16 protein-coding genes are annotated in these 23,562 nt (G+C 70.7%); 9 read left to right on the forward strand and 7 right to left on the reverse strand.

Annotation, left to right across the window (positions count from 1 at the left end):
• Nucleotides 1–87 precede the first annotated feature (87 nt).
• Nucleotides 88–2,208: a prolyl oligopeptidase family serine peptidase gene (locus tag ACWCP2_RS30790; protein ID WP_450911839.1), complete on the reverse strand. Its 2,121-nt coding sequence runs from the start codon at nucleotides 2,206–2,208 to the stop codon at nucleotides 88–90.
• A gap of 111 nt (nucleotides 2,209–2,319) precedes the next feature.
• On the opposite strand from ACWCP2_RS30790, the gene ACWCP2_RS30795 reads away from it, so the two are divergent.
• On the forward strand, nucleotides 2,320–3,879 hold the full coding sequence (locus ACWCP2_RS30795) for an MFS transporter (protein WP_450911840.1): 1,560 nt from the start codon (nucleotides 2,320–2,322) through the stop codon (nucleotides 3,877–3,879).
• Between the two features lie 15 nt (nucleotides 3,880–3,894).
• On the opposite strand, the gene ACWCP2_RS30800 is transcribed toward ACWCP2_RS30795, so the two are convergent.
• Complete coding sequence (locus ACWCP2_RS30800) at nucleotides 3,895–5,292, reverse strand: cytochrome P450 (protein WP_450911841.1); 1,398 nt, start codon at nucleotides 5,290–5,292, stop codon at nucleotides 3,895–3,897.
• 322 nt (nucleotides 5,293–5,614) lie between these two features.
• On the opposite strand from ACWCP2_RS30800, the gene ACWCP2_RS30805 reads away from it, so the two are divergent.
• Both ACWCP2_RS30805 and ACWCP2_RS30810 read left to right on the forward strand, forming a co-directional pair.
• Nucleotides 5,615–6,247 carry an ADP-ribosyltransferase gene (locus ACWCP2_RS30805; protein WP_450911842.1) on the forward strand — a complete coding sequence of 211 codons (633 nt, stop codon included), beginning with the start codon at nucleotides 5,615–5,617 and terminating at the stop codon, nucleotides 6,245–6,247.
• Between the two features lie 151 nt (nucleotides 6,248–6,398).
• Nucleotides 6,399–6,917, forward strand: a complete 519-nt coding sequence (locus ACWCP2_RS30810; protein WP_450911843.1) for a proline dehydrogenase — start codon at nucleotides 6,399–6,401, stop codon at nucleotides 6,915–6,917.
• 114 nt (nucleotides 6,918–7,031) lie between these two features.
• Here ACWCP2_RS30810 and ACWCP2_RS30815 read toward each other — a convergent pair whose 3' ends face one another.
• The gene (locus tag ACWCP2_RS30815) at nucleotides 7,032–8,561 is read right to left on the reverse strand and encodes a helix-turn-helix domain-containing protein (protein WP_356510236.1); all 1,530 of its coding nucleotides are present in this window, start codon (nucleotides 8,559–8,561) and stop codon (nucleotides 7,032–7,034) included.
• Between the two features lie 89 nt (nucleotides 8,562–8,650).
• Nucleotides 8,651–9,145: a MarR family winged helix-turn-helix transcriptional regulator gene (locus ACWCP2_RS30820; protein ID WP_450911844.1), complete on the reverse strand. Its 495-nt coding sequence runs from the start codon at nucleotides 9,143–9,145 to the stop codon at nucleotides 8,651–8,653.
• Between the two features lie 101 nt (nucleotides 9,146–9,246).
• Between ACWCP2_RS30820 and ACWCP2_RS30825 the strand changes: the two genes are divergently transcribed.
• Nucleotides 9,247–10,116, forward strand: coding sequence for a haloalkane dehalogenase (locus ACWCP2_RS30825; RefSeq protein ID WP_450911845.1), 870 nt, complete (start codon nucleotides 9,247–9,249; stop codon nucleotides 10,114–10,116).
• A 79-nt stretch (nucleotides 10,117–10,195) separates the two neighbouring features.
• On the opposite strand, the gene ACWCP2_RS30830 is transcribed toward ACWCP2_RS30825, so the two are convergent.
• Nucleotides 10,196–12,154, reverse strand: a complete 1,959-nt coding sequence (locus ACWCP2_RS30830) for an amidohydrolase (protein WP_450911846.1) — start codon at nucleotides 12,152–12,154, stop codon at nucleotides 10,196–10,198.
• Between the two features lie 143 nt (nucleotides 12,155–12,297).
• Between ACWCP2_RS30830 and ACWCP2_RS30835 the strand changes: the two genes are divergently transcribed.
• From ACWCP2_RS30835 to ACWCP2_RS30855, 5 genes are all read left to right on the forward strand, one after another.
• Nucleotides 12,298–13,395: a LacI family DNA-binding transcriptional regulator gene (locus tag ACWCP2_RS30835; protein ID WP_450911847.1), complete on the forward strand. Its 1,098-nt coding sequence runs from the start codon at nucleotides 12,298–12,300 to the stop codon at nucleotides 13,393–13,395.
• A gap of 154 nt (nucleotides 13,396–13,549) precedes the next feature.
• The gene (gene acnA, locus ACWCP2_RS30840) at nucleotides 13,550–16,264 is read left to right on the forward strand and encodes an aconitate hydratase AcnA (protein WP_450911848.1); all 2,715 of its coding nucleotides are present in this window, start codon (nucleotides 13,550–13,552) and stop codon (nucleotides 16,262–16,264) included.
• Nucleotides 16,265–16,583: 319 nt separating this feature from the next.
• Nucleotides 16,584–18,035, forward strand: coding sequence for an N-acetylglucosamine/diacetylchitobiose ABC transporter substrate-binding protein (ngcE, locus tag ACWCP2_RS30845; protein WP_450911849.1), 1,452 nt, complete (start codon nucleotides 16,584–16,586; stop codon nucleotides 18,033–18,035).
• A gap of 43 nt (nucleotides 18,036–18,078) precedes the next feature.
• Nucleotides 18,079–19,023: a carbohydrate ABC transporter permease gene (locus ACWCP2_RS30850; RefSeq protein WP_450911850.1), complete on the forward strand. Its 945-nt coding sequence runs from the start codon at nucleotides 18,079–18,081 to the stop codon at nucleotides 19,021–19,023.
• Nucleotides 19,024–19,035: 12 nt separating this feature from the next.
• Nucleotides 19,036–19,968 carry a carbohydrate ABC transporter permease gene (locus ACWCP2_RS30855; RefSeq protein ID WP_450911851.1) on the forward strand — a complete coding sequence of 311 codons (933 nt, stop codon included), beginning with the start codon at nucleotides 19,036–19,038 and terminating at the stop codon, nucleotides 19,966–19,968.
• On the opposite strand, the gene ACWCP2_RS30860 is transcribed toward ACWCP2_RS30855, so the two are convergent.
• Together ACWCP2_RS30860 and mgtA are read right to left on the reverse strand one after the other, a co-directional pair.
• Entirely contained in the window at nucleotides 19,961–20,692 is a 732-nt protein-coding gene (locus tag ACWCP2_RS30860; protein ID WP_450911852.1) for an MgtC/SapB family protein, read from the reverse strand. The two genes, ACWCP2_RS30855 and ACWCP2_RS30860, sit on opposite strands and share 8 nt — an antisense overlap.
• Nucleotides 20,693–20,725: 33 nt before the next feature.
• Nucleotides 20,726–23,446 (reverse strand): magnesium-translocating P-type ATPase, encoded by a 2,721-nt coding sequence (mgtA, locus tag ACWCP2_RS30865; protein WP_450911853.1) that lies wholly within the window; start codon nucleotides 23,444–23,446, stop codon nucleotides 20,726–20,728.
• Between the last annotated feature and the right edge of the window lie 116 nt (nucleotides 23,447–23,562).

Below are 23,562 nucleotides of genomic sequence, written 5' to 3' on the forward strand. Positions count from 1 at the left end.
ACGGAATCGATTTCCGGGGGCCCGGGCGTGCGGCCCGGGGCGGGGCCGCACGGTCCTCCCGGGCCGGGCCATGCGGCACGGCTCGGCTCAGGCCAGGCCCAGCTCCTTGCGGAAGAACTCCAGCTCCAGCGCCATGATCTTCTCCCGCACCCCGCCCGGGGTCATGTGGGTGACCCCCGGCAGCGCGAGGAGCTGGTGCGGGCGGCCCGCGTCGGTCAGGGCCTGCGAGAGCCGCAGGGTGTGCGAGGGGTGGACGTTGTCGTCGGCCAGCCCCGTGACCAGCAGCAGCGGCCGGCGCAGCCCCGCCGCGTCGGCGAGCAGGCTGTCCCGTTCGTACGCGTCACCCGACCGCGGCTGGTCCTGGGGCAGCCCCAGGTACCGCTCGGTGTACGCCGTGTCGTACTGCCGGAAGTCGGTCGGCGCGGCCCCGGCGGCCGCCGCGTGGAAGACGTCCGGGCGGCGCAGCACCGCGAGCGCCGACAGGTACCCGCCGTAGGACCAGCCGCGGATGCCCACCCGGGTCAGGTCGAGGTCGCCGTGGCGCGCCCCGAGCGCCCGCAGGGCGGCGACCTGGTCCTCCAGGGTGACCTCGGAGAAGCCCCGGTGCATGGCGTGCGTGTGGCGCGGAGAGACGTAGGCCGTGCCGCGGTTGTCGACGGTGACCACGGCGAAGCCCTGGTCGGCCCACCACTGCCGGTGCTGCCAGCGGCGCGGCTCGGCGCTGACGTCCTGCATGCCGGGGCCGCCGTAGCTGTCCATCAGGACGGGCAGCCGGGTGCCGGGGACGTGCCCGCGCGGCAGGACCAGGGCGGTGGGCACCGCGTGTTCGGTGACCCGCTCCAGCACCGGGACCACCCGGTACGGCAGCGGCTGCGACAGGTCGCCGGGGACGAACTCGCGCCCGTCGGGGCTCCGCAGGACGCGCCGGATCCCGTCGGCGTCGGCGGAGGTGAGCAGCAGCGCCCCCGCCGCGGCCTGGACGGAGTGCACCCCGGGCCCGTCCGCGAGCGGGGTCAGGGCGCCCGTGTCCGGGTCCAGCAGGAGCACCTGCTGCTCGGAGGGGTCGCGCTGCCCGGCCTCGATCAGCAGGAGGTTCCCGTGGGCGCCGGCCACCCTGCGGACCTGGAGCCCGTCCCCGGTGAGGAGCGCGCCGTCCAGCGCCAGCGCGCGGGCGGCCCCGCCGGGGGTGTCGGCCGAGGTGAGCATCCGGCCGTCGGCCAGGCGCGCCGGGGTGCCGGGGAGCAGGGGGTCCACCCACTGGGGGTGCGTGGTGCGCGACAGCTCCCGGGTCCGGCCGGTGTCCGGGTCGGCGCGGAGCAGCAGGACGGTCTGCTGGAGCCGGTCCTGCACGGTGAGCAGGATCTCGTCGGGCCCGGTGTCACCCGGGTGCCATTGGGCGTCGGAGACGTACGGGTATGTCCCGGCGTCCCAGTCGAGCCGTACGGCGGCGTCCGGGCCCGGTCCGAGCACCCACAGCTGCACGTCGGCGTTGGGGCCGCCCGCTTCGGGGTACGCGAAGTCCTCGGCCGGCAGCTCCGGGTGCGCCGGGTCGGCGAACCAGCGCCGCTGGAGGGCGGATTCGTCGACGCGGGCGGCCAGCAGGCGCTCCCCGTCGGGGGACCACCAGTGCCCCCGGTGCCGGCCGAGTTCCTCGGCGGCGGCGAACTCCGCCACGCCCCAGCGGGCTTGGTCGTCGGGGCCGACCCGGCCGCCGGGCACGGTGTGCAGGGCGTCGCCGGTGACGTAGGCGACGCGCGAGCCGTCGGGGCTCGGGCGCGGATCGAAGACGGGCCCCGCGGTGGGGATCTCCTCGGGCCGCGCGGGCGCTCCGGCGTCGCCCGCGCGGGCGCCTTCGTACACGGTCCGGTACAGGCGGCCGTAGAGGGCGAACACGGCGGTGCGCCCGTCGGCGGAGAGCGCGTACGAGCCGATCCCGGCGGCGACGAGCCGCGAGCGTTCGCGCAGCCGGCGCTCGGCGGCGGGGAGGGGCGCGGGCTCGGGGGACAGCACGCGGGGGTCGGCGAGCAGGGTTTCGGCGCCGGTGGCGGTGTCCAGGACCCAGAGGCTGTCGAAGGGATCGGTGGGGCCGCTGGAGCGGAGGAACCACAGGAGCCGGCCTTCGTCGCCGAAGGAGAAGGCACGGGGGGCGCCGTGGGTGAACCGGGCGGTGCTCGCGGAGAGCCTGAGGAAGTCATCCATGCGATCCATGGAGACAGTGTGCCATGTGAAATACTACACGACATATATCACACAACACATGCCACATGGCCTAGGCCGTTCGAGTGGTGACACCCCCGGTACAGGTTTAGCGTCGAAAAAGTGGACCCGAACGCTACGCCCAGCACCAGCACCGGGACCGAAGGCACGGTCCGGGGCACCGAAGGCCGTCACGGACTAGCTCTGTTCGTGCTCGCCTCGTGCCAGCTCATGGTCGTTCTCGACATCACCATCGTGAACATCGCGCTGCCGCACATCCAGACCGCACTCGACTTCTCCACCGAGAGCCTGTCCTGGGTCGTCAACGCCTACACCCTCACCTTCGGCGGGCTGCTGCTCCTCGGCGGCCGCACCGGCGACATCCTCGGCCGGCGGCGCGTCTTCATCTTCGGTGTCCTGCTCTTCGGCCTGGCCTCGCTGCTGGGCGGATTCGCCCAGAACGCGGGCCAGTTGATGGGTGCCCGAGCCCTCCAGGGCGTCGGCGGCGCCATCGCCTCCCCGACCGCCCTCGCACTGATCACCACGACCTTCCGCGAAGGACCCGAACGCAACCGGGCCTTCGGCGTCTTCGCCGGCGTCTCCGCCGGCGGCGGCGCGATCGGACTGCTGGCCGGCGGGGTGCTCGTCGAATGGCTCAACTGGCGCTGGGTGCTCTTCGTCAACGTGCCGATCGCGCTGCTGATCGCGCTGGTCGCCCCGAGGGTGATCCGTGAATCCCCGCGCCGGCCCGGTCACTTCGACCTCGCGGGCGCCCTGCTCTCCACCATCGGCATGGTGGCCCTGGTCTACGGATTCATCCGCGCGTCCCAGGACGGCTGGCGGGACGGGCTGACGCTCGGCTCCTTCGCGGTGGCCGTGGTCCTGCTGAGCCTCTTCGTCGTCAACGAACGGCGCTCGCCCCAGCCCATCACCCCGCTGCACATGTTCGCCGACCGCAACCGGGCCGGTACGTACGCGATCATGCTCTTCTTCGCCTGCGCGATCTTCGGCATGTTCTTCTTCCTGACCCTCTTCGTGCAGAACGTGCTGGGCTTCAGCCCCCTGCGGGCCGGACTCGCCTTCCTGCCGGTCAGCGCGATGATCGCGGTGACGGCGGGGATCACCTCCCAGGGGCTGCCGAAGTTCGGGCCCAAACCGTTCATGGTGACCGGCTCCCTGCTCGCCGCCGCCGGCCTGGCCTGGCTCACGCAGACCGACATCCACTCGACGTACCTCGGCAGCATCCTGGGACCCATGCTGCTGTTCGCCGCGGGCATGGGCATGCAGTTCGTGTCCCTGACCCTGATGGCGCTCTCGAACGTCCCCGACCGGGAATCGGGCGCGGCCTCCGGACTCCTGAACGCGATGCAGCAGATCGGCGGTTCCCTGGGCCTGTCGATCCTGGTCACGGTGTTCGGCACGGCCAGCCGCAACGAGGCCAGGGACCAGGCGGGCAGCTTCCTGCGCACCGCCACACCCGAGCAGAAGCTCTTCTTCGCCAGGACCAAGCAGTACCCCAAGCCCTGGAGCGACCAGGTCCTCACCTCCGGCGTCAGCGCCGCCTTCGTGGCGGCAGCCGCGTTCACCCTGGTCACGGCGCTGATCGCCCTGTTCGTCATCCAGGTCCGGCCCTCGGACCTCGCCCGCCTCCAGGGCAACCACACACCGGCGGCGGGCGCCTGACCCCTCCGGGGCCCCTCAGCTGCCCAGGCGGCGGATGCGGCAGCGCGCCGGACCGGTGGCGCGCAGGGTGATCCCGGCGACGACGGGGATCTCGGTGTCCACCGCCTCGAACTCGTAGGCCCGGAGCAGCATCGCCAGCGCGATCACCGACTCCAGCATGGAGAAGTGCTGGCCGATGCAGGCGCGCGGGCCGCCGCCGAAGGGCAGCCAGGCGTAGCGCGGCCGCGCCGCCTCCGCCTCCGGGGTGAACCGGTCCGGATCGAAGCGCTCCGGGTCCGGCCAGTAGCCGGGGTGGCGGTGGATCACCCACGGCGCGACGATCACATCGGCGCCGGCCGGGATGGTGTGCCCGTCCACCTCGGCCGCGGCGACCGAGCGGCGGCCGAGGACGGGGGCGGCCGGGTAGAGCCGCATGGCCTCCTTGAGCACCTGGGTGAGGTACGGGAGCCGGTCGAGGTCGGCGGCCCCGGGCGTACGGTCGCCCAGCACCTCGGCGATCTCGGCGCGGGCCCGGTCCTGGAACCCGGGATGGCGGGCCAGCAGGTGGAGGGAGAAGGCGAGCGAGGTGGCGGTCGTCTCGTGCCCGGCGAGCAGGAAGATCAGCACCTGTTCGCGCAGCTCGGTCGCGTCGAACTCCCCGTCGTCCTCGCTGCTCGCGGCGGCGAGCAGCGACAGCAGATCCTCCCCTTCACCACTGCTGCTGCCACTGCGGCGCTCGGCGATGATTCCGTCGCAGACCGCGTACAGCTCGTCCATCGCGGCGGCCGCCCGCTTGTTGCCCGGAGTGGGCCAGTCCCGGGGGACGTTGACGGGGGAGTAGCCGCGGCGCATCACATAGGCGGTGATGACCGGGAAGGACCGGTCCACGACGTCGGCGGTGGCGTCCACGTCCGTCCCGAAGAGGATCCGGGACACGGCGCGCAGCGCGAGCGTCATCATCTCGTCCGCGACGTCGACGACCCCGCCCGGGGCCGCCTCCCAGGCGGCGAGGGTGGACGCGGTCTCGGTCGCCACCGCGTCCGCGTACCCGTCCACCCGGCGCTTGGTGAACAGCGGCTGCACCAGCCGCCGCTGGCGCAGGTAGTCCTCGTCCTGGCTGGTGAGCAGCCCGTTGCCGAGGGCGTCGCGCACCTCCTGGTAGAGGGCGTTGTCCTTGCGGAAGTTGGCCGCCTGCGAGGCCAGGACCTGCTGCGCCCCCTCCGCCGAGAACACGCAGTGCAGCTCGGTGCGCAGCCCCGGCGGACCGGCCGTGATCCGCACGACGTCGCCGTGCCGCTGCTGCGCCCGCCGGTACGTACCGAGGGCGTCCGACTTCAGGTCGGCGAGCGACCCGAGGAGCGGGGCGCCTTCCAGGCGGGGTGTCCCCGTACGGTCGCTGATACCTGCCCGTGGTGCTCGCGCTGCTGATGCCATGGCTCCGCCCTCAGAACTGTGCCGAACTGTGCCGAACTCCGCCGACAGGCCGATTCTGAGGGCGGCGGCCCACGGGGCGGGAGGCCCGCCGGAGCATCAGGCCGAATATCGCCCCCGCCGGACCGGGGCGGCGCCGGCGCGGCGGCCCCGGCGCCGCATGGTGGGGGCGCCGAGGTCCCCGGGGCCGCGGACGGGCCGCCGCCGAAGGATCGTTACGCCACCAACTCGCCCTCCCGTCAAGCCAGTCGGACCTCCAGAGCGACACGCTCACCATCGGGTGAGGATGCCCGTGCGGCCGGCGCGGGGCCGCGACAGTGGGCGCATGATCATCTCTGCCCTGCGCCGTCGAGCCGCCGTCCTCGCGACGGCCCTCGCCGCCGCCCTGCTCCCCCCGGCCTCCGCGTCCGCCGCCGCCCCGGCCGCCGCCCCCGGATCGCTCCACGCGGCGGCTCCCGCGAACTCCTGCCCCCGGGTCCAGAACCACCTCTTCGCCGCCGCCGACGAACGCGTGGAGGTGGAGCGCATCACCCCCTCCCCGTCCTGGAGGATCAACTGCAAGCAGCTCTACCGCTCGGACGGCCGCCCGCCGTCGGTGGTCTTCGAGGAGGGCTTCCTCCCGAGGGACACCCTGAACGGCCAGTACGACATCGAGAGTTACGTCCTGGTCAACCAGCCCTCCCCGTACGTCTCCACCACCTACAACCACGACCTCTACAAGTCCTGGAAGAGCGGCTGGAACTACTACATCGACGCCCCGGGCGGGGTGGACGTCAACCAGACCATCGGCGACACCCACAAGTACGCCTCCCAGGTCGAGGTGGCCTTCCCGGGCGGCATCGCCCGCGCGTTCATCGTGGCCGTCTGCCCGGTGGACACGGTGAAGAAGGTGGAGATCATGGACCGCTGCGAGGACAACCCGTACTACGAACCCTGGCGCACCAACTACCCCGGCTGATGGCCCCCTTGCCGGTGCGGCCGGCCGGAGGGCCGGCTTTCGGGCCGCCGCGGCCGTGGCCGGCCGCACCGGCTCGCACACCGGTCCGTCCCGCCCGGTCGGCGAGACCCCCGCCGACGGGGCGAACGGCGAGAACGGCAGACTGGGGCCCATGGACTCAGGACTTGCCGCCCTGCTGGGTGCCGCCGTTGGTTCCGTCACCACCCTCGGGGCCGCGATCGTCAACGGCCGTGCTCAGGCCCGGTCCCAGCACGCCCAGTGGAGCCGTCAGCATCGCCGCGACGCGTATGCGGGCTACCTCGGCGCCCTCCATGACCGCGACATGGCCATGGACGCCGTTCTCGACGCGCTGCGTGCGGATCGGCCCGACCTCCCCGATGTGGACGAGAAAACGGGCCGCTTCGTCACCCTGGCCCGGGAGGTCCACCGCGCCGGCGAACTCGTCATCCTCGAAGGCCCGGCGTCGCTCGCGCAGGCCGCCGAACGCGTGGCCCAGGCCTCCAGTGCTCTCTCGCACGTCGTGCGGCGCATGGCTGAGAACGCCCACGCGGGAATCACCGCGCACAAGGCCGAGGACACCGCCCTTGCCGCCGAACGGGAGCGGGCCCTCTACCAAGCGGTCAAGGACTTCCGCCTCGCGGCCCGCGGCAGCATCGACGGAACCCGCTGACCCGGCGTTCCAGGCGGTCCCGGGCAGGTCCCGGGAGCATGACGAAGGCCCCGCCGCGGAGTTCACGGCGAGGCCTTCCTCGTGTGCGGGTGCGTGGAGGGCCGGGACCGGGACCTAGATGTCCCTGAAGATCTCGATCTGGGCGCCCACCGAGTTGAGGCGCTCCGCCAGTTCCTCGTAGCCGCGGTTGATGACGTAGACGTTGCGCAGGACCGAGGTGCCCTCGGCCGCCATCATCGCCAGGAGGACGACCACCGCCGGGCGCAGGGCCGGCGGGCACATCATCTCCGCCGCGCGCCAGCGGGTGGGGCCCTCGACCAGGACGCGGTGGGGGTCCAGGAGCTGGAGGCGGCCGCCGAGGCGGTTGAGGTCCGTGAGGTAGATCGCGCGGTTGTCGTACACCCAGTCGTGGATCAGGGTCTGGCCCTGGGCCACGGCCGCGATGGCGGCGAAGAAGGGGACGTTGTCGATGTTCAGCCCGGGGAAGGGCATCGGGTGGATCTTGTCGATCGGCGCTTCGAGCTTCGACGGGCGGACGGTGAGGTCCACCAGGCGGGTGCGGCCGTTGTCGGCGGTGTACTCGGGGGAGCGGTCGTGGTCGAGGCCCATCTCCTCCAGGACCGCGAGCTCGATCTCCATGAACTCGATCGGGACCCGGCGGATGGTGAGTTCGGATTCCGTGACGACCGCCGCGGCCAGCAGGCTCATCGCCTCGACCGGGTCCTCCGAGGGGGAGTAGTCCACGTCCACGTCGATGTTCGGGACGCCGTGGACGGTGAGGGTCGTGGTGCCGACGCCGTCGACCCGGACGCCGAGCGCCTCCAGGAAGAAGCACAGGTCCTGGACCATGTAGTTGGAGGAGGCGTTGCGGATGACGGTGGTGCCGTCGTGCCGGGCGGCGGCCAGCAGCGCGTTCTCGGTGACGGTGTCCCCGCGCTCGGTCAGCACGATCGGGCGGTCCGGGGAGACCCCGGACTCGACCTGGGCGTGGTAGATGCCCTCGGTCGCGGTGATGTCCAGGCCGAAGCGGCGCAGGGCGATCATGTGCGGCTCGATGGTGCGGGTGCCGAGGTCGCAGCCGCCCGCGTAGGGCAGCTTGAAGTGGTCCATCCGGTGGAGGAGGGGACCGAGGAACATGATGATGCTGCGGGTCCGGCGGGCCGCGTCCGCGTCCATGGCGTCCATGTCGAGGCGGGCCGGCGGTACGAGTTCCAGGTCGACGCCGTCGTTGATCCAGCGCGTGCGGACGCCGATGGAGTTCAGGACCTCCAGGAGGCGGTAGACCTCCTCGATGCGGGCGACCCGGCGAAGGACCGTACGGCCCTTGTTGAGCAGGGAGGCGCACAGCAGGGCCACGCACGCGTTCTTGCTCGTCTTGACGTCGATGGCGCCGGACAGGCGGCGGCCGCCGACCACGCGCAGGTGCATCGGGCCGGCGTAGCCGAGGGAGACGATCTCGCTGTCGAGGGCTTCCCCGATGCGCGCGATCATCTCAAGGCTGATGTTCTGGTTGCCGCGCTCGATCCGGTTCACGGCGCTCTGGCTGGTGCCGAGGGCGTCCGCGAGCTGACTCTGTGTCCAGCCCCGGTGTTGCCGGGCGTCACGGATGAGCTTGCCGATGCGTACGAGGTAGTCGTCTGCCATGGGTGCACCGTATCTCAGATATGAGATGTTGATCGAGTCGGGTGTGGCAGACGGGTGGCGGTGGGGCGCGGGTGGGCCGCCGACGGGGGTTACCGGTCGTCAGCTTCCATCGTGGGGCCGCCGGGTGCGTGGTGCGCGACGAGCCGGACGAGCAGCTCGACGAGCTGCTCGCGCTCCTGTGGGGACAAAGGGGACAGAAACTCCTCCTGGGCCGCGGCGAGCAACTGCTCCAGCCTGCGCAGCCGGCGCCTCCCGGCGGTCGTGAGGGTGATGACGTTGCGCCGCCGGTCGGCGGGGTCGGGGGTGCGCTCGACCAGTTCGCGCGCGGCGAGTTCGTTGATGACGGCGACCAGGTCGCTGCGGTGGATGGTGGTGCGGCCGCTCAGGGCCGCCTGGCTGGCGGGTCCGAACTCGTCCAGGGCGACCAGGGTGGCGTAGTGCCATTTGTGCGCGTCTGCCCCGCCCAGTTCCTCGGTGACGAGCCGGGAGGCGTGCGCCGAGGCCTGTGAGAGCAGTCGGCTGGGCTGTTCGCGCAGTCGCGCCGGGAGGGCGGGGGCGTCCCGGCCTTCTTCTTCCGTGGTCATGCCGGGATCGTACCCCTTGCGTTCGTGGCACTAACGATTTATTTTCGTTGGTGTCACGAACGTTAGTCACGCCAACGAATGACGAAACGGATGGTCCCGCCATGCCCGTCACCCGCGTACTCGACTCGACGATGTACTACGAGGAGCTCGGCGCCCCCGACGGCGTCCCCTTCGTCTTCCTGCACGGCAACCCGACCTCCTCCCACCTGTGGCGGCGCGTGCTGCCCCGGATCGGGGGCGGGGTCCGCGTCCTCGCCCCCGACCTCATCGGGATGGGCCGCTCCGGCAAGCCCGGCGGCGCGTACCGCTTCGCCGACCACGCCCGCTACCTCGACGCCTGGTTCGAGGCCCTGGGGATCGGGGAGGCCGTCCTCGTGGGCCAGGACTGGGGCGGCGCGCTCGCCTTCGACCGGGCCGCCCGCCACCCCGGGACGGTCCGCGGCCTCGCCTTCATGGAGACGATCCTGCGGCCGGTGGGCTGGTCGGAGTTCCCGGCCCCCGCCCGCCCCCGCTTCGAGGCGCTGCGCACCCCGGACGTGGGGGAGGAACTGGCCCTCGACCAGAACCTCTTCATCGAGGACAGCCTGCACAGGACGGTCCTGACCCCGCTCTCCGCCGCCGACCACGCCGTCTACGCCGCCCCCTACCCCACCCCCGACAGCCGGCGGCCCCTGCTGCAGTGGGGGCGCTCCATGCCGATCGACGGGGAACCGGCCGACGTCACCGCCCGGGTGGAGGCCTACGGCGACTGGCTCGCCGGCAGCCCCGGAGTGCCCAAGCTGCTGCTGACCTTCGACGGCTCACCCACGCTGATGATCACCCCGGAGCTGGTGAAGTGGAGCGAGGAGAACATCTCCGCGCTGGAGACCGAGTACTGCGGCGCCGCCGCCCACCTCTGCCCGGAGGACCGGCCCGAGGAGATCGCCGCCGCCGTCACGGCCTGGGCCGCCCGCCACGGCCTGTCGGGCTGAGCGGCCGGGGCCCGGGGGCGGGGCACCCGGGGCGGGCGCCCGGGGCGGGGGCCCGGAAGGACCCCCGCCCCGGGCCCCCTCAGTGCCCGCAGGCGTGGTGCCGGCCCTTGCCGCCACCGCCGCCGCCACCGTCACCGCCGTGGACCGAGGCGTACGAGGCCGGGCGCGCGCCCGCCGCCGCGGCGCGGGCCAGCCGGGCCGCGGCCGCCCGGCCCGCCGCCGAATCCGCCTCGTGCACCACGCGGCCGCCGGCCAGGGTCATCCGTACGCCCGTCCCGCTGATGTCGGCCACCGGACAGCGCGTCACGTCCCGGTCCAGGAGCACCAGGTCGGCCGCCTTGCCCGGCTCCACGGTGCCGGTCAGCTCCTCCTGGCGCAGCTGCCACGCCGTCCCCGAGGTGTGCATCCGCAGGGCGGTGTCCCGGCTCAGGGCCTCTTTCTCCCGGTACAGCTCGCCGGCGCCCGCCGCGCCCTGCCGGTCGATCGCGGTCCGGAGCTGGTTCCACACCTGGAGCGCGTCCACCGGCCAGTCCGAACCGCCCGTCAGCCGTGCGCCCGCCTTCTCCAGGCTGCGCGCCGGGTACAGCCACCGGTGCCGCTCGGCCCCGATGTAGGGGAGCAGCGCCTCCACCGTCCAGGTGTCCCGGGTGGCCCACTGGAGCTGCATGCACGCCGCGACCCCCAGTTGCGCGAAGCGCCGCAGGTCGGCCGGGTCGACGATCTGCAGGTGCGCCACCGCGTTGCGGGCGTCGCGCTGCCCGGTGACCCGCCGGGCGTACGCGTACCCGTCCAGAGCGGTGCGCACCGCCCGGTCCCCGAGCCCGTGGGCGTGCATCTGCCAGCCCGCCCGGTTGAAAGCGGCGCTGAGCCGGCCGTAGTCCGCCGCCGAGGTGTAGAGCTCGCCCCGGTTCGCGGTCGGCCTGCCGTTCCCGTCGAGGTACGGCTCCAGCAGGGCGGCCGTCTGTGCCGGGTACTCGATGACCCCGTCCAGGAACACCTTGATCATCCCGAACCGGAGCCCCCGTACGCCCCCGAACTCCCGGCGCAGGCCCCGCGCGTACGCCAGTGAGCCCGCCGGGTCCCTGGCCTGGTCGGCGTCGAGCCGGATCGCGGGGACGATCCGCTGCGGCAGCCTGCCCGCCGCGGAGAGCGCCTGGTACAGCTCCAGCTCGTGCCGCCCCACCAGGGCGTCCATCATCGTGGTGACCCCGGACGCGGCGGCCAGCCCCAGCACCTCGGCGCAGGCCGCGACGAGTTCGGCGCGGGTGTGCTCGGGTATCAGGTGCCTCACCAGGTCCTGGGCGTCGTCCTTGAGCACGCCCGTCGGCTTCCCGTCGGCGCCCTTGACCACCTTGCCGCCGACCGGGTCGGGCGTGGCCGCCGTGATCCCGGCGATGTCCAGAGCCCGCTGGTTGGCCCACAGGTTGTGCCCGTCGCCGCCGATCAGGGCCACCGGACGCCGGGTCGGGAGCTTGTCCAGGACCGAGTGGTGCGGGGCGGTGCCCGTGGGGAGCAGCCCGACCGGGTTCCAGTCCTCCACCACCAGCCAGCCGTCGGGCTCGGCGCCCGCGCCGCCGGTGTCGGCGAGGAAGCCGGTCAGGATCTCCAGGAGCTCGGCCGCGGTGGTCTCCGCGCTCTCCAGCGAGGGGGACAGCGAGCGTTCGCCGGCCCCGAGCGGGTGGACGTGGCCGTCGTGGATCCCGCTCATCACGGTGGTGCCGCGGGCGTCGACCACCTCGGTGTCCCGGCCCACGTACCGGCGCAGCGCGGCGTCGGTCCCGGTGGCCAGGATCTTGCCGTCCCGGCCGACCGCGACGGCCCGTACGGGCGCCCGGTGGCCGGTCCCGGTGACCCCCGTGAAAACCGAGGCGTTACGGATCACCAGCGCGGCCGAGTTCCGCCCGCCGGCGTGCGGGGCGGAGGCGGCCGAGGCGGGCCCCGCGCCCAGCAGACCCGCGGCGCCCGCGGCCCCGGCGGCCGCGAGGAGCCCGCGGCGCGACAGCGGGGACGACGACGGGGACGACGACGGGGACGGCAACGGGGACGACGACGGGGAAGACAGGGGCCGGGGGGAAGGAGAAGACCGCATGCACACTCCAAAGGTTGGCGTGGCCAGGACGTTGTGTGATTAAGGGCTTAACCAGAAGCCGCCTCCGGCGACGAAATCCGTACGATGGCGCCGTGCCCGACCCCCTGCACGCATTCGGCCACGTCCCGATGCCCCTGCCCCCGCCCCCGCCGGTCCCCGGTCCGACCCTCGCCGACATCGCCCGCGCCGCCGAGGTCTCCACCGCGACCGTCTCCCACGCGCTCAACGGCACCGGCCGCCTCGGCGAGTCCACCCGCCGCCGGGTGCGCGAGGTCGCCGGCGCCCTCGGCTACGGAGGCCGGCGCGGCCCGCACAACCGCAGCCTGGGCATCGCGGTGACCACGTACGCCGGCTTCGCCTGGGACTTCGCGGGGATCGCCTACTACGCCCGGCTGCTCATCGCCGCCACCTCGGCGGCGCACTCCCACGGCTACGCCCTGACCACGCTGCCCGCCGACCGCGGCGCCGAGCCGCTGTGGCACACCCTGGCGGTGGACGGGATGCTGCTGCTCGACAGTCCGGCCGACGACCCGGTGCTGCGCGCCCTGCGGGCGCGTGGGCTCCCGGTGGTCTTCGACGGGCCCCCGGCCGATCCGCGGCCGGACGACGTGTGGGTGGACAACGACCACACCGCCACCACCCACGAGGTGCTCGACCACCTGACGGCCTCCGGCGCCCGGCGGATCGCACTGCACGCGGGCTACGGCCGGGAGTTCTACACGGGGGCCGTCACGTCAGCCTATGAACACTGGTGCGCCGAGCGGGGCCGGACTCCGCTCGTGATCCCCTTCGCCCCCGATGACGAGCCGGGGCACGCCTTCGACCCGGCTTTCGCGGGGCCGGACCGGCCCGACGCGGTGTACTGCGTGTACGACCCGGGGGGCCGGCAGGTGCTGGCCGCCGCCGCCCGCCACGGGATCCGCATACCCGGCGGCGCTGCGGGCACAGAACCGGACGGAGGACCGGGGGACGGGGGCCTGCTGCTGGTCTGCGCCAGCGAGGATCCGGCGTACGCCGAGAACGAACCTTCCGTGACCACCGTCACCTTCGATCCGGAGCGGATCGCCGAAACGGCGGTTTCGTCCCTGGTCAAGCTCATCGAATCCGGACATGCGCCGTCCCCCGGGCGACGCGTCGTTCCGGCGGGGCTGAGGGTGCGTGCCTCGTCCCGCCCCCCTGGCATGTACTAGAGTTATCTCGACATCGAGATATCTGCCCCGGACGTGCCGCAGCCGCCCCGCTGGTAAGGGTTACCTAACTTAGCCTCACCTTAGCGGAAAGGCCAGAGTGCCTCGCGGCAGGATTGCGGCAATACGCGCGAATTCATGCATGAAGGAGACTGTCGTGTCGGCGAACAGCTTCGACGCCCGCAGCACGCTGCAGGTGGGCGACGAGTCGTACGAGATCTTCAAGCTGGACAAGGTCGAGGGCTCCGCCCGCCTTCCCTACAGCCTGAAGGTCCTGCTGGAGAACCTGCTCCGTACCGAGGACGGCGCGAACATCACCGCCGACCACATCCGGTCGCTCGGAAACTGGGACTCGCAGGCCCAGCCCAGCGAGGAGATCCAGTTCACGCCGGCCCGCGTGATCATGCAGGACTTCACCGGCGTCCCCTGCGTCGTGGACCTCGCCACCATGCGCGAGGCCGTGAAGGCCCTCGGCGGCGACCCGGCGAAGATCAACCCGCTCTCGCCCGCCGAGATGGTCATCGACCACTCGGTCATCGCCGACAAGTTCGGCACGGCCGACGCGTTCGCCCAGAACGTGGAGCTGGAGTACGGCCGCAACAAGGAGCGCTACCAGTTCCTGCGCTGGGGCCAGACCGCCTTCGACGACTTCAAGGTCGTCCCCCCGGGCACCGGCATCGTCCACCAGGTCAACATCGAGCACCTGGCCCGCACGGTCATGGTCCGCAACGGCCAGGCGTACCCCGACACCCTCGTCGGCACCGACTCGCACACCACCATGGTCAACGGCCTGGGCGTGCTGGGCTGGGGCGTCGGCGGCATCGAGGCCGAGGCCGCGATGCTCGGCCAGCCGGTCTCCATGCTGATCCCGCGCGTCGTGGGCTTCAAGCTGACCGGCGAGCTGCCGGCCGGCACCACCGCCACCGACCTGGTGCTCACGATCACCGAGATGCTGCGCAAGCACGGCGTCGTCGGCAAGTTCGTCGAGTTCTACGGTGAGGGCGTCGCCGCCACCTCGCTGGCGAACCGCGCCACCATCGGCAACATGTCGCCGGAGTTCGGTTCCACCGCCGCCATCTTCCCGATCGACGGCGAGACCCTGAAGTACCTGCGCCTGACCGGCCGCGACGCCCAGCAGGTCGCGCTCGTCGAGGCCTACGCCAAGGCCCAGGGCCTGTGGCTGGACCCGGCCGCCGAGCCGGACTTCTCCGAGAAGCTGGAGCTCGACCTCTCCACGGTCGTCCCCTCCATCGCCGGCCCCAAGCGCCCGCAGGACCGCATCATCCTCGCGAACGCCTCGCAGCAGTTCGCGCAGGACGTGCGCAACTACGTCAACGACGACGAGGAGTCCGGCAAGGAGTCCTTCCCGGCGTCCGACTCCCCGGCCACGTCCAACGGTGTGCCCACCAAGCCCACCCCGGTGACCCTGGCCGACGGCACCTCCTTCGAGATCGACCACGGCGCCGTCACCGTCGCCGCGATCACCTCGTGCACCAACACCTCGAACCCCTACGTCATGGTCGCCGCGGCGCTCGTGGCGAAGAAGGCCGTCGAGAAGGGCCTGACCCGCAAGCCGTGGGTCAAGACCACCCTGGCCCCGGGCTCGAAGGTCGTCACCGACTACTTCGACAAGGCCGGCCTGACCCCGTACCTCGACAAGATGGGCTTCAACCTCGTCGGGTACGGCTGCACCACCTGCATCGGCAACTCGGGTCCGCTGGAGGAGGAGATCTCCAAGGCGATCAACGACGCCGACCTCGCGGTCACCTCGGTCCTCTCGGGCAACCGCAACTTCGAGGGCCGCATCAACCCCGACGTCAAGATGAACTACCTGGCCTCCCCGCCGCTGGTCGTCGCGTACGCCATCGCGGGCTCCATGAAGGTGGACATCACCCGGGACGCCATCGCGACCGACTCCGAGGGCAAGCCGGTCTTCCTGAAGGACATCTGGCCCACCGAGGCCGAGGTCAACGACGTCGTCGCGAACGCGATCGGCGAAGACATGTTCAGCAAGTCCTACCAGGACGTCTTCGCGGGCGACGCCCAGTGGCAGGCGCTGTCCATCCCGACGGGCAACACCTTCGAGTGGGACCCGCAGTCCACCTACGTGCGCAAGCCCCCCTACTTCGAGGGCATGACGATGGAGACCACCCCGGTCTCCGACATCGCCGGCGCCCGTGTGCTGGCCAAGCTGGGCGACTCGGTCACCACCGACCACATCTCCCCGGCCGGCGCCATCAAGGCCGACACCCCGGCCGGCAAGTACCTCACGGAGCACGGCGTCGAGCGCCGCGACTTCAACTCGTACGGTTCCCGCCGCGGCAACCACGAGGTCATGATCCGCGGTACGTTCGCCAACATTCGCCTCCGCAACCAGATCGCGGCGGGCACCGAGGGCGGCTTCACCCGCGACTTCACCGTCGAGGGCGCCCCGGTCGCCTTCATCTACGACGCCTCGCAGAACTACCAGGCCGCCGGCATCCCGCTGGTCATCCTGGCGGGCAAGGAGTACGGCTCCGGCTCTTCGCGCGACTGGGCGGCCAAGGGCACCGCGCTGCTCGGCGTCAAGGCCGTCATCGCCGAGTCCTACGAGCGCATCCACCGCTCCAACCTGATCGGCATGGGCGTCCTGCCCCTGCAGTACCCCGAGGGCGTCACGGCGGCCTCGCTGGGCCTCACCGGCGAGGAGACCTTCTCCTTCACCGGTGTGGAGGAGCTGAACAACGGCACCACCCCGCGCACGGTCAAGGTGACCACCGGCACCGGCGTGGAGTTCGACGCGGTCGTCCGCATCGACACCCCGGGCGAGGCGGACTACTACCGCAACGGCGGCATCATGCAGTACGTGCTCCGCAACCTCATCCGCGGCTGAGCACTGAGCACATAGCGCATACCGGCACCAAAGGGCCGTACCTCCGTTAAGGGGGTACGGCCCTTCCGTTTCTGCGGGCGGCTCCGACGGTCCAGGTCAGGTGACGGTGAGGTCTCAACTCGGAAAAGCCGGGGACGATACCGGTACATGATCTTGCTCACAGGAGCGGAAGTGGACTATACCTGTGCCCGTCCGGGTCACCGCGAAACGAGCGGCTCCGGACGGGGGGATGGCGGGGACCTGCGGTGATGTCCGCTGGGCGGCAGCAGTCGCACTTTCCGTCCTCCTTCACACTCCTGACGAAGGCGAGGACTTGAGCATGGGATCCACCTCCGCCCACGGCGAGAACAGCAACGGTGAGGGCTTCGGCCGCCGGGACCTGATCAAGCGCTCCGCGGCACTCGGCCTCATCGCGGTTCCGACGATGAGCTTCCTGTCCGCCTGCGCCTCCGGCTCCGACGAGACGACCAAGGGCAACGGGTCCAAGGTGGCCGTCACCAAGGAGAACCCGTTCGGCGTCGCCAAGGGCGGCAAGCTCGACGTGGTCGTCTTCAAGGGCGGTTACGGCGACGACTACGCCAAGGCCTGGGAAGCTGCGTTCGACAAGAAGTGGGGCACCACTTCCTCGCACCTCTCCACCCAGGAGATCACCTCCAAGCTGCAGCCGCGCTTCAACGGCGGCAACCCGCCGGACGTCGTCGACGACTCCGGCGCCCAGCAGATCAAGCTGGACGTGCTCGCCAAGGGCAACCAGCTCGCCGACCTCACCGTGGTGCTCGACGCCCCGTCGCTCGACGACCCGTCCAAGAAGGTCCGGGACACGCTGATGCCCGGGACCATCGAAGGCGGCATGATCGGCGGCAAGTTCGTCGCCCTGCAGTACGTCTACACCGTCTGGGGCCTGTGGTACTCGGGCAAGCTCTTCAAGGAGAAGGGCTGGACCGCGCCGAAGACCTGGCCCGAGTTCATGGACATCTGTCAGAAGGCCAAGGCGGCCGGCATCGGCGGTCTGGCCCACCAGGGCAAGTACCCGTACTACATCAACGTCGCCATCATGGACCTGATCGCCAAGAAGGGCGGCCTGGATGCCATGAAGGCGATCGACAACCTGGAGCCGAACGCCTTCGCGAACAACCCGGTGGCGCTGGAGGCCGTCGAGGCGATCTACGAGATCGTCGAGAAGGACCTGCTGATGCCGGGTACCAACGGCCTGACGCACACCGAGTCCCAGACCCAGTGGAACCAGGGCAAGGCCGCCTTCATCACCTCCGGCTCCTGGCTGGAGAACGAGCAGCTCAAGCAGACCCCGGAAGACTTCGACATGCAGTTCCTGCCGATGCCGGTGCTGCCCGGCTCGAAGCTGCCCTTCGAGGCCATCCGCGCCGGTGCCGGCGAGCCCTTCATCGTCCCGGAGAAGGCGGCCAACAAGCCCGGCGGCCTGGAGTTCCTCCGCTCGATGCTGTCCCGCGAGTGGTCGACCCTGTTCGCCCAGCAGGCCAACTCCCTCACGGTCCTCAAGGACGGCGTGGACCCGGCGGTCAAGCTCCGCCCGGGCACCCAGTCGGCCGTCACCGCCCTCAAGGCGGCCGGGGACAACACCTTCAACTACCGCTACGCGGACTGGTACAGCGAGATGGGCACGGAGCTCGAGAACGCGTCCAATGAGCTGATGGCCAAGCGCATCCAGCCCAAGGAATGGATCAAGCGGGCCCAGGCTGCGGTAGACAAGGCCACGAAGGACCCGAACGCCAAGAACAACAAGCGCAGCTGACACCGCGTCCACCGGGCACCCGGAAACATCAGGGACGGACACCATGAGCCACGTAGCGAACAGCAAGGGGCGGGGCGGCTTCATCGCCGGCTTCCTCATCCTGCCCCTCGCGTTGTACCTGACCTTTGTCATCTGGCCGTACATTCAGACGTTCGGCTATTCCTTCACCAACTGGACGGGTCAGTCACCGACCTTCGACTTCGTCGGGCTGGACAACTACTCGGCCCTGCTGAAGGACGAGGTCTTCCGCGGCGCACTGCTGCACAATCTGCTGCTCCTGGTGTTCGTCCCGACGATCACCATCCTGATCTCCCTGTTCTTCGCCTTCATGCTGAACGCCGGCGGGCGCGGCGGAGCCGGCGGGGTCCAGGGTGTGGCGGGCTCCGCCCTGTACAAGGTGATCTACTTCTTCCCGCAGGTCCTCTCCCTCGCCATCCTCGCGGTGCTCTTCGGAGCCGTGTACCGCAGCGACGAGGGAGGGCTGCTGAATGGATTCCTCACCAAACTGGGCCTGGTCGACCCGGCCCACCCCATCGAATGGCTCAACGAGCCCAGCTTCGTCCTCTGGTGCATGCTGCTCGTCGTGGTCTGGCACGGGGTCGGCTTCTACCTCGTCCTCTTCTCGGCCGCCATGCAGTCGGTCCCCAAGGACATCTACGAAGCCGCGCTGCTCGACGGCGCGAAGCGCGCCCAGACCTTCTTCAAGGTCACGCTGCCTCTCCTGTGGGATTCTGTACAGACTTCCGCGGTCTATCTGGGCATCGCCGCGATGGACATGTTCGTCCTCGTGTCGACCATGACCTCGGGCCAGTTCGGCGGCGGACCGGACCACCACAGCGAGGTCATGGCGACGGTGCTGATGCGTAACTTCCTCTACTTCGGCAAGGCCGGCTACGCCTGCGCCATGGGGGTCGTGATGCTCGTCCTCACCCTGATCCTCTCCGCCATCACGCTGCGGGCCACTCGCCGCGAGCACGTCGAGTTCTAGCGGGAGACCACGATGACCACAGTTGTCAAAGCACCGGGCGAGGCGGCAGCCGAGAAGAAGCGCTCCGCCGCCACCGGGCACCCCCGCGGGAAGAACAAGAGCGGTTCCGACGGCATGGTGCTCAACGTCTTCTCGCACGGGTTCCTCGCCGTGTGGGCGATATTGATCATCCTGCCCCTCGTCTGGCTGGTGCTCGGTTCGTTCAAGACCGATGTGCAGATCGGCGAATCGGCCCTGAGCTGGCCGGCCAACTGGCACTTCGACGCCTTCCCCCGCGCCTGGAACAAGGGCATCGGGGACTACTTCGCCAACACGCTGATCGTGATGGTGTTCTCGGTCCCGCTGACGATGCTGCTCGGCTCGATGGCCGCGTACGTCCTGGCCCGCTACCCCTTCCGGGGGAACCGGCCGATCTACTACTTCTTCGTCAGCGGGGCCATGTTCCCGGTCTTCCTGGCGCTCGTCCCGCTGTTCTTCATGGTGAAGCGGCTGGACATGCTCAACACCTTCCAGGGCCTGATCCTGGTCTACGTGGCGTACTCCATGCCGTTCACCGTCTTCTTCATGCACTCGTTCTTCCGGACGCTGCCGACGGCCGTGCACGAGGCGGCGGTGATCGACGGGGCCTCGCACACCCGGATCTTCTTCCAGGTGATGATGCCGATGGCCAAGCCCGGCCTGATCAGCGTCGGGATATTCAATGTCCTGGGCCAGTGGAACCAGTACATCCTGCCCTCCGTGCTGATGCAGCCGCAGACCGGCTCGGACCCCGAGCGCTACATGCTCACCCAGGGCCTGATCCAGCTGCAGTACCAGATGGGATACGAGACGGACCTGCCGGTGCTGTTCGCCGGTGTGACCATCGCGATGATCCCGATGCTGGTGGTCTACCTGTCCTTCCAGCGGCAGATCCAGGCCGGACTGACGTCCGCCACGCTCAAGTAGCGCCGGCGGAGGGGTCGGGAACCACCGACCAGCTGACCGCCGAGACGGAGGGGTCGAGAGAGAGGTTGCTGACGGCTTCCTCGAGCATCCGGCCCCCCTCGCCCTCGGCGGTCAGCAACGCCGACACCGTCACCAGGCCGGCCTCCGGGCCGTCCTGGCTGCGGATCGAGCGCAGCTGGTAGCCCGGCCGGCCCAGCGCGTCGACCAGCCGGTGGCGGATGTGGGCCTCCTCCGCCTCCAGGCACACGGCCTCGAAGTGGAAGTCGGTGGCGACCTCGGCCCCGCCCCCCGGCTCGCGGTCCATCCGCCGGCCCAGCGGGCGCAGCAGGAGGTTCGCCCCCACCACGCCCACCGTGCCGCAGGCCGCCAGGACGAACATCCCGGTGCCCGCCAGGCAGCCCACGGCCGCCGAACACCACAGGGTGGCGGCCGTGTTCAGGCCCCGCACGCTCAGCCCGTCGCGCATGATCACGCCGGCGCCCAGGAAGCCGATCCCCGAGACGATCTGGGCGGCGACCCGCGAGCCGTCGTACTGGACCTGCGAGACCTCGCTCATGAACCCGTACTGCGAGAGCAGCACGAACAGCGCGGCTCCGCCCGCCACCAGGGCATTGGTCCGCAGGCCCGCCATCCGGGCCCGCCACTGCCGTTCCAGGCCGATGGCCGACCCGAATCCGAGCGCCGCGACCAGGTGCCCGGCCATCTCCCATTCGGTGAGCATCATCGGCCTTCTCCCCTCTTTCCTGTCCGCCGGCCCTCAGAGCCAGGTGCCGAACCTGCGGATGTACACGGTCTTGAGCAGCTGCGTGAGCGTGCAGTACGCCAGCAGGACGCCGATCAGCCACGGGAAGTAGCTCGCCGGCAGGGCCACGAAGCCCAGCGAGGGGGCCAGCGGCGAGAAGGGCAGGAACAGCCCCGTCAGGACACCGAGGACGGTCATCACCATCACCGGCCAGGACGCGCGGGACTGGATGAAGGGGATCCTGCGGGTACGGATCATGTGGACGATCAGGGTCTGCGAGAGCAGGCCCTCGATGAACCAGCCGGACTGGAAGAGCGCCTCGTGCTCCTTGCTGTTGGCGCCGAACACGTGCCACATGACCACGAACATCGTGATGTCGAAGACGGAGCTGATCGGGCCGATGCAGACCATGAAGCGGCCGATGCCCTTGGCGTCCCAGTTGCGGGGCTTGCGCAGGTACTCCTCGTCCATCCGGTCCCAGGGCGTGGCCAGCTGGGAGATGTCGTAGACCAGGTTCTGGACCAGCAGCATGATCGCCATCATCGGCTGGAAGGGGATGAAGGCGCTCGCCACCAGCACCGAGAAGACGTTGCCGAAGTTGGAACTGGCCGTCATCTTGATGTACTTGATCGTGTTGCCGAAGGTGGTCCGGCCCTGGACCACGCCCTGTTCCAGAACGGTCAGGTCCTTCTCCAGCAGGATGATGTCGGCGGACTCCTTGGCGATGTCCACGGCGGTGTCCACCGAGATGCCGACGTCCGCGTCGCGCAGCGCCGCCGCGTCGTTGATGCCGTCCCCGAGGAATCCGACCGTGTGGCCGTCGGCCTGCAGGGCCCGCACGATGCGGGCCTTCTGGACCGGGTTCACCTTGGCGAAGACCGTCGTACGGGCGGCCAGCGCGCGCAGCTGCGCGTCGTCGAGGGGGTCGGTCTCGGCGCCGCCGACCACGTGGCCGACGGTGAGGCCGACGTCGGCGCAGACGCGGGCGGCGACGAGCTCGTTGTCGCCGGTGATCACCTTGACCGCGATGCCCTTGTCGGCCAGGCCCTGCAGGGCCCGGGCGGCGTCGGCCTTCGGCGGGTCGAGGAAGGCGAGGAATCCGACCAGGGTCAGCCGGTCCTCGTCGGCGACGGTGTAGGTGTCGCGCGGCGAGTCGATCGTGCGGGTCGCGACGGCGAGGACCCGCAGGCCCTGGCGGTTGTTGTCCTCGGCGATGCGGCCGACGTGCCACCGCAGCTGCTCGGTCAGCTCGACCTTGCGCCCGCGGTCCGTCATGTGGGTGCAGAGGTCCAGGACTTCCTCGACCGCGCCCTTGGTGATCATGACGTGCTCGGCGCGGCCCGACCCGTTCAGGAGGCTGTTGCGGTTCAGGATCACGGACATCCGGCGGCGGGCGAAGTCGAAGGGGATCTCGTCGACCATCGAGAAACGGGCATCGACGACAACCTCCTCGGCCTCGCCCACGCGGTCGATGACCGCCTGGTCCATCAGGTTCTTCAGGCCGGTCTGGAAGTGCGAGTTGAGGTACCCGTACTCCAGGACCTCGTTGTCCTCGTCGCCGTGCACGTCGAGGTAGCGGTCCAGGACGATGCGGTCCTCGGTGAGGGTGCCGGTCTTGTCCGTGCAGAGCACGTCCATGGCGCCCAGGTTCTGGATCGCGTTGAGCCGCTTGACGACGACCTTGCGCTTGGACATCGCGACGGCGCCGCGGGCCAGGTTGGCCGAGACCACCATCGGCAGCATCTCGGGGGTCAGGCCGACCGCGACGGCGATGCCGAAGAGCAGGGCCTCGTTCCAGTCGCCCTTGGTGACGCCGTTGAGGACGAACACCACCGGGACCATGACGAGCATGAAGCGGATCAGCAGGAAGCTGACCTTGCGCACGCCGGTGTCGAAGTTCGTCTCCGGGCGTTCGCCGACCAGGGAGCCGGCCATCGAGCCGAAGTAGGTGCCGGCCCCGGTGGCGACGACGACTCCGGTCGCGGTCCCGGAGGTCACCGAGGTGCCCATCAGGCAGATGTTGTCGGCCTCGACGGGATCGGAGGTCTCGCACTGGCCCAGGTCGTCCGTGCGGGTGTCGGCCTTGGCGACGGGCAGGGACTCGCCCGACAGGGCGGCCTGGCTGACCATCAGGTCCTTGGAGGTGATCAGGCGCAGATCGGCCGGGATCAGGTCGCCGGCGGCCAGCTTGACCACGTCACCGGGGACGACCCGGTCCATCGGGATCTCGAAGGTGGTGGGCCCCGAGCCGCTGCCGGCCCGGCGCTGCACCGCGCAGGTGGTGGTGACGAGTTGCTTCAGGGCGTCGGCGGCACGGCCCGAGCGGTACTCCTGCCAGAAGCGCAGCAGTCCGCTGACCGTGATCATGACCGAGAGGATGATGACGCTCGGCGACTCGGGGTCCTGCCAGTGGATGAGGCAGGCGAGGAAGACGAGGACCCCGATGAAGGGGTTCCAGTACGCCTTCGCCAGCTGGACGAACCACAGGGGCGCGCGCTCCTGGGCGACGGCGTTCGCGCCGTGGCGCTCGAGGCGCAGCGCGGCCTCGTCGTGGGTGAGGCCGTTGCGGGAGGCGTCCACGTCCTGGAGGACCTGGACGGCCGGGCGGGCGCTGATCCCGGCGAGCCGCTCGCCGACGGTCCGGGTGCGGGCCTCCAGCTCGGCGGCCTTGCGCTCGCGGCGGGCCCGGCCCGGCGGTGCGAGCTTCGTGGGGGTACGGGGGGTGAGCATGGTCATGACGAAAACCTCCCTCCACGGTGTCCGGGCAGCACGGAGCCGCACGGTCACGTGGAGTGATCATGGGTCGGCGCGAGGCGGCGCGTACGGCCGCGGGGCACGCCGGTGGGCATGGA

Source organism: Streptomyces sp. NPDC002104 (assembly GCF_053593795.1).

Excerpts from the sequence above, each read along its gene's own strand:
- ACWCP2_RS30810 (WP_450911843.1), top strand. The coding sequence starts at position 6,399 with ATGGACTCAGGACTTGCCGCCCTGCTGGGTGCCGCCGTTGGTTCCGTC.
- mgtA (WP_450911853.1), bottom strand. The coding sequence starts at position 23,446 with ATGACCATGCTCACCCCCCGTACCCCCACGAAGCTCGCACCGCCGGGC.
- ACWCP2_RS30815 (WP_356510236.1), bottom strand. The coding sequence starts at position 8,561 with ATGGCAGACGACTACCTCGTACGCATCGGCAAGCTCATCCGTGACGCC.
- ACWCP2_RS30825 (WP_450911845.1), top strand. The coding sequence starts at position 9,247 with ATGCCCGTCACCCGCGTACTCGACTCGACGATGTACTACGAGGAGCTC.
- ngcE (WP_450911849.1), top strand. The coding sequence starts at position 16,584 with ATGGGATCCACCTCCGCCCACGGCGAGAACAGCAACGGTGAGGGCTTC.
- ACWCP2_RS30860 (WP_450911852.1), bottom strand. The coding sequence starts at position 20,692 with ATGATGCTCACCGAATGGGAGATGGCCGGGCACCTGGTCGCGGCGCTC.
- ACWCP2_RS30820 (WP_450911844.1), bottom strand. The coding sequence starts at position 9,145 with ATGACCACGGAAGAAGAAGGCCGGGACGCCCCCGCCCTCCCGGCGCGA.
- ACWCP2_RS30855 (WP_450911851.1), top strand. The coding sequence starts at position 19,036 with ATGACCACAGTTGTCAAAGCACCGGGCGAGGCGGCAGCCGAGAAGAAG.
- ACWCP2_RS30790 (WP_450911839.1), bottom strand. The coding sequence starts at position 2,208 with ATGGATCGCATGGATGACTTCCTCAGGCTCTCCGCGAGCACCGCCCGG.
- ACWCP2_RS30800 (WP_450911841.1), bottom strand. The coding sequence starts at position 5,292 with ATGGCATCAGCAGCGCGAGCACCACGGGCAGGTATCAGCGACCGTACG.
- ACWCP2_RS30850 (WP_450911850.1), top strand. The coding sequence starts at position 18,079 with ATGAGCCACGTAGCGAACAGCAAGGGGCGGGGCGGCTTCATCGCCGGC.
- ACWCP2_RS30805 (WP_450911842.1), top strand. The coding sequence starts at position 5,615 with ATGATCATCTCTGCCCTGCGCCGTCGAGCCGCCGTCCTCGCGACGGCC.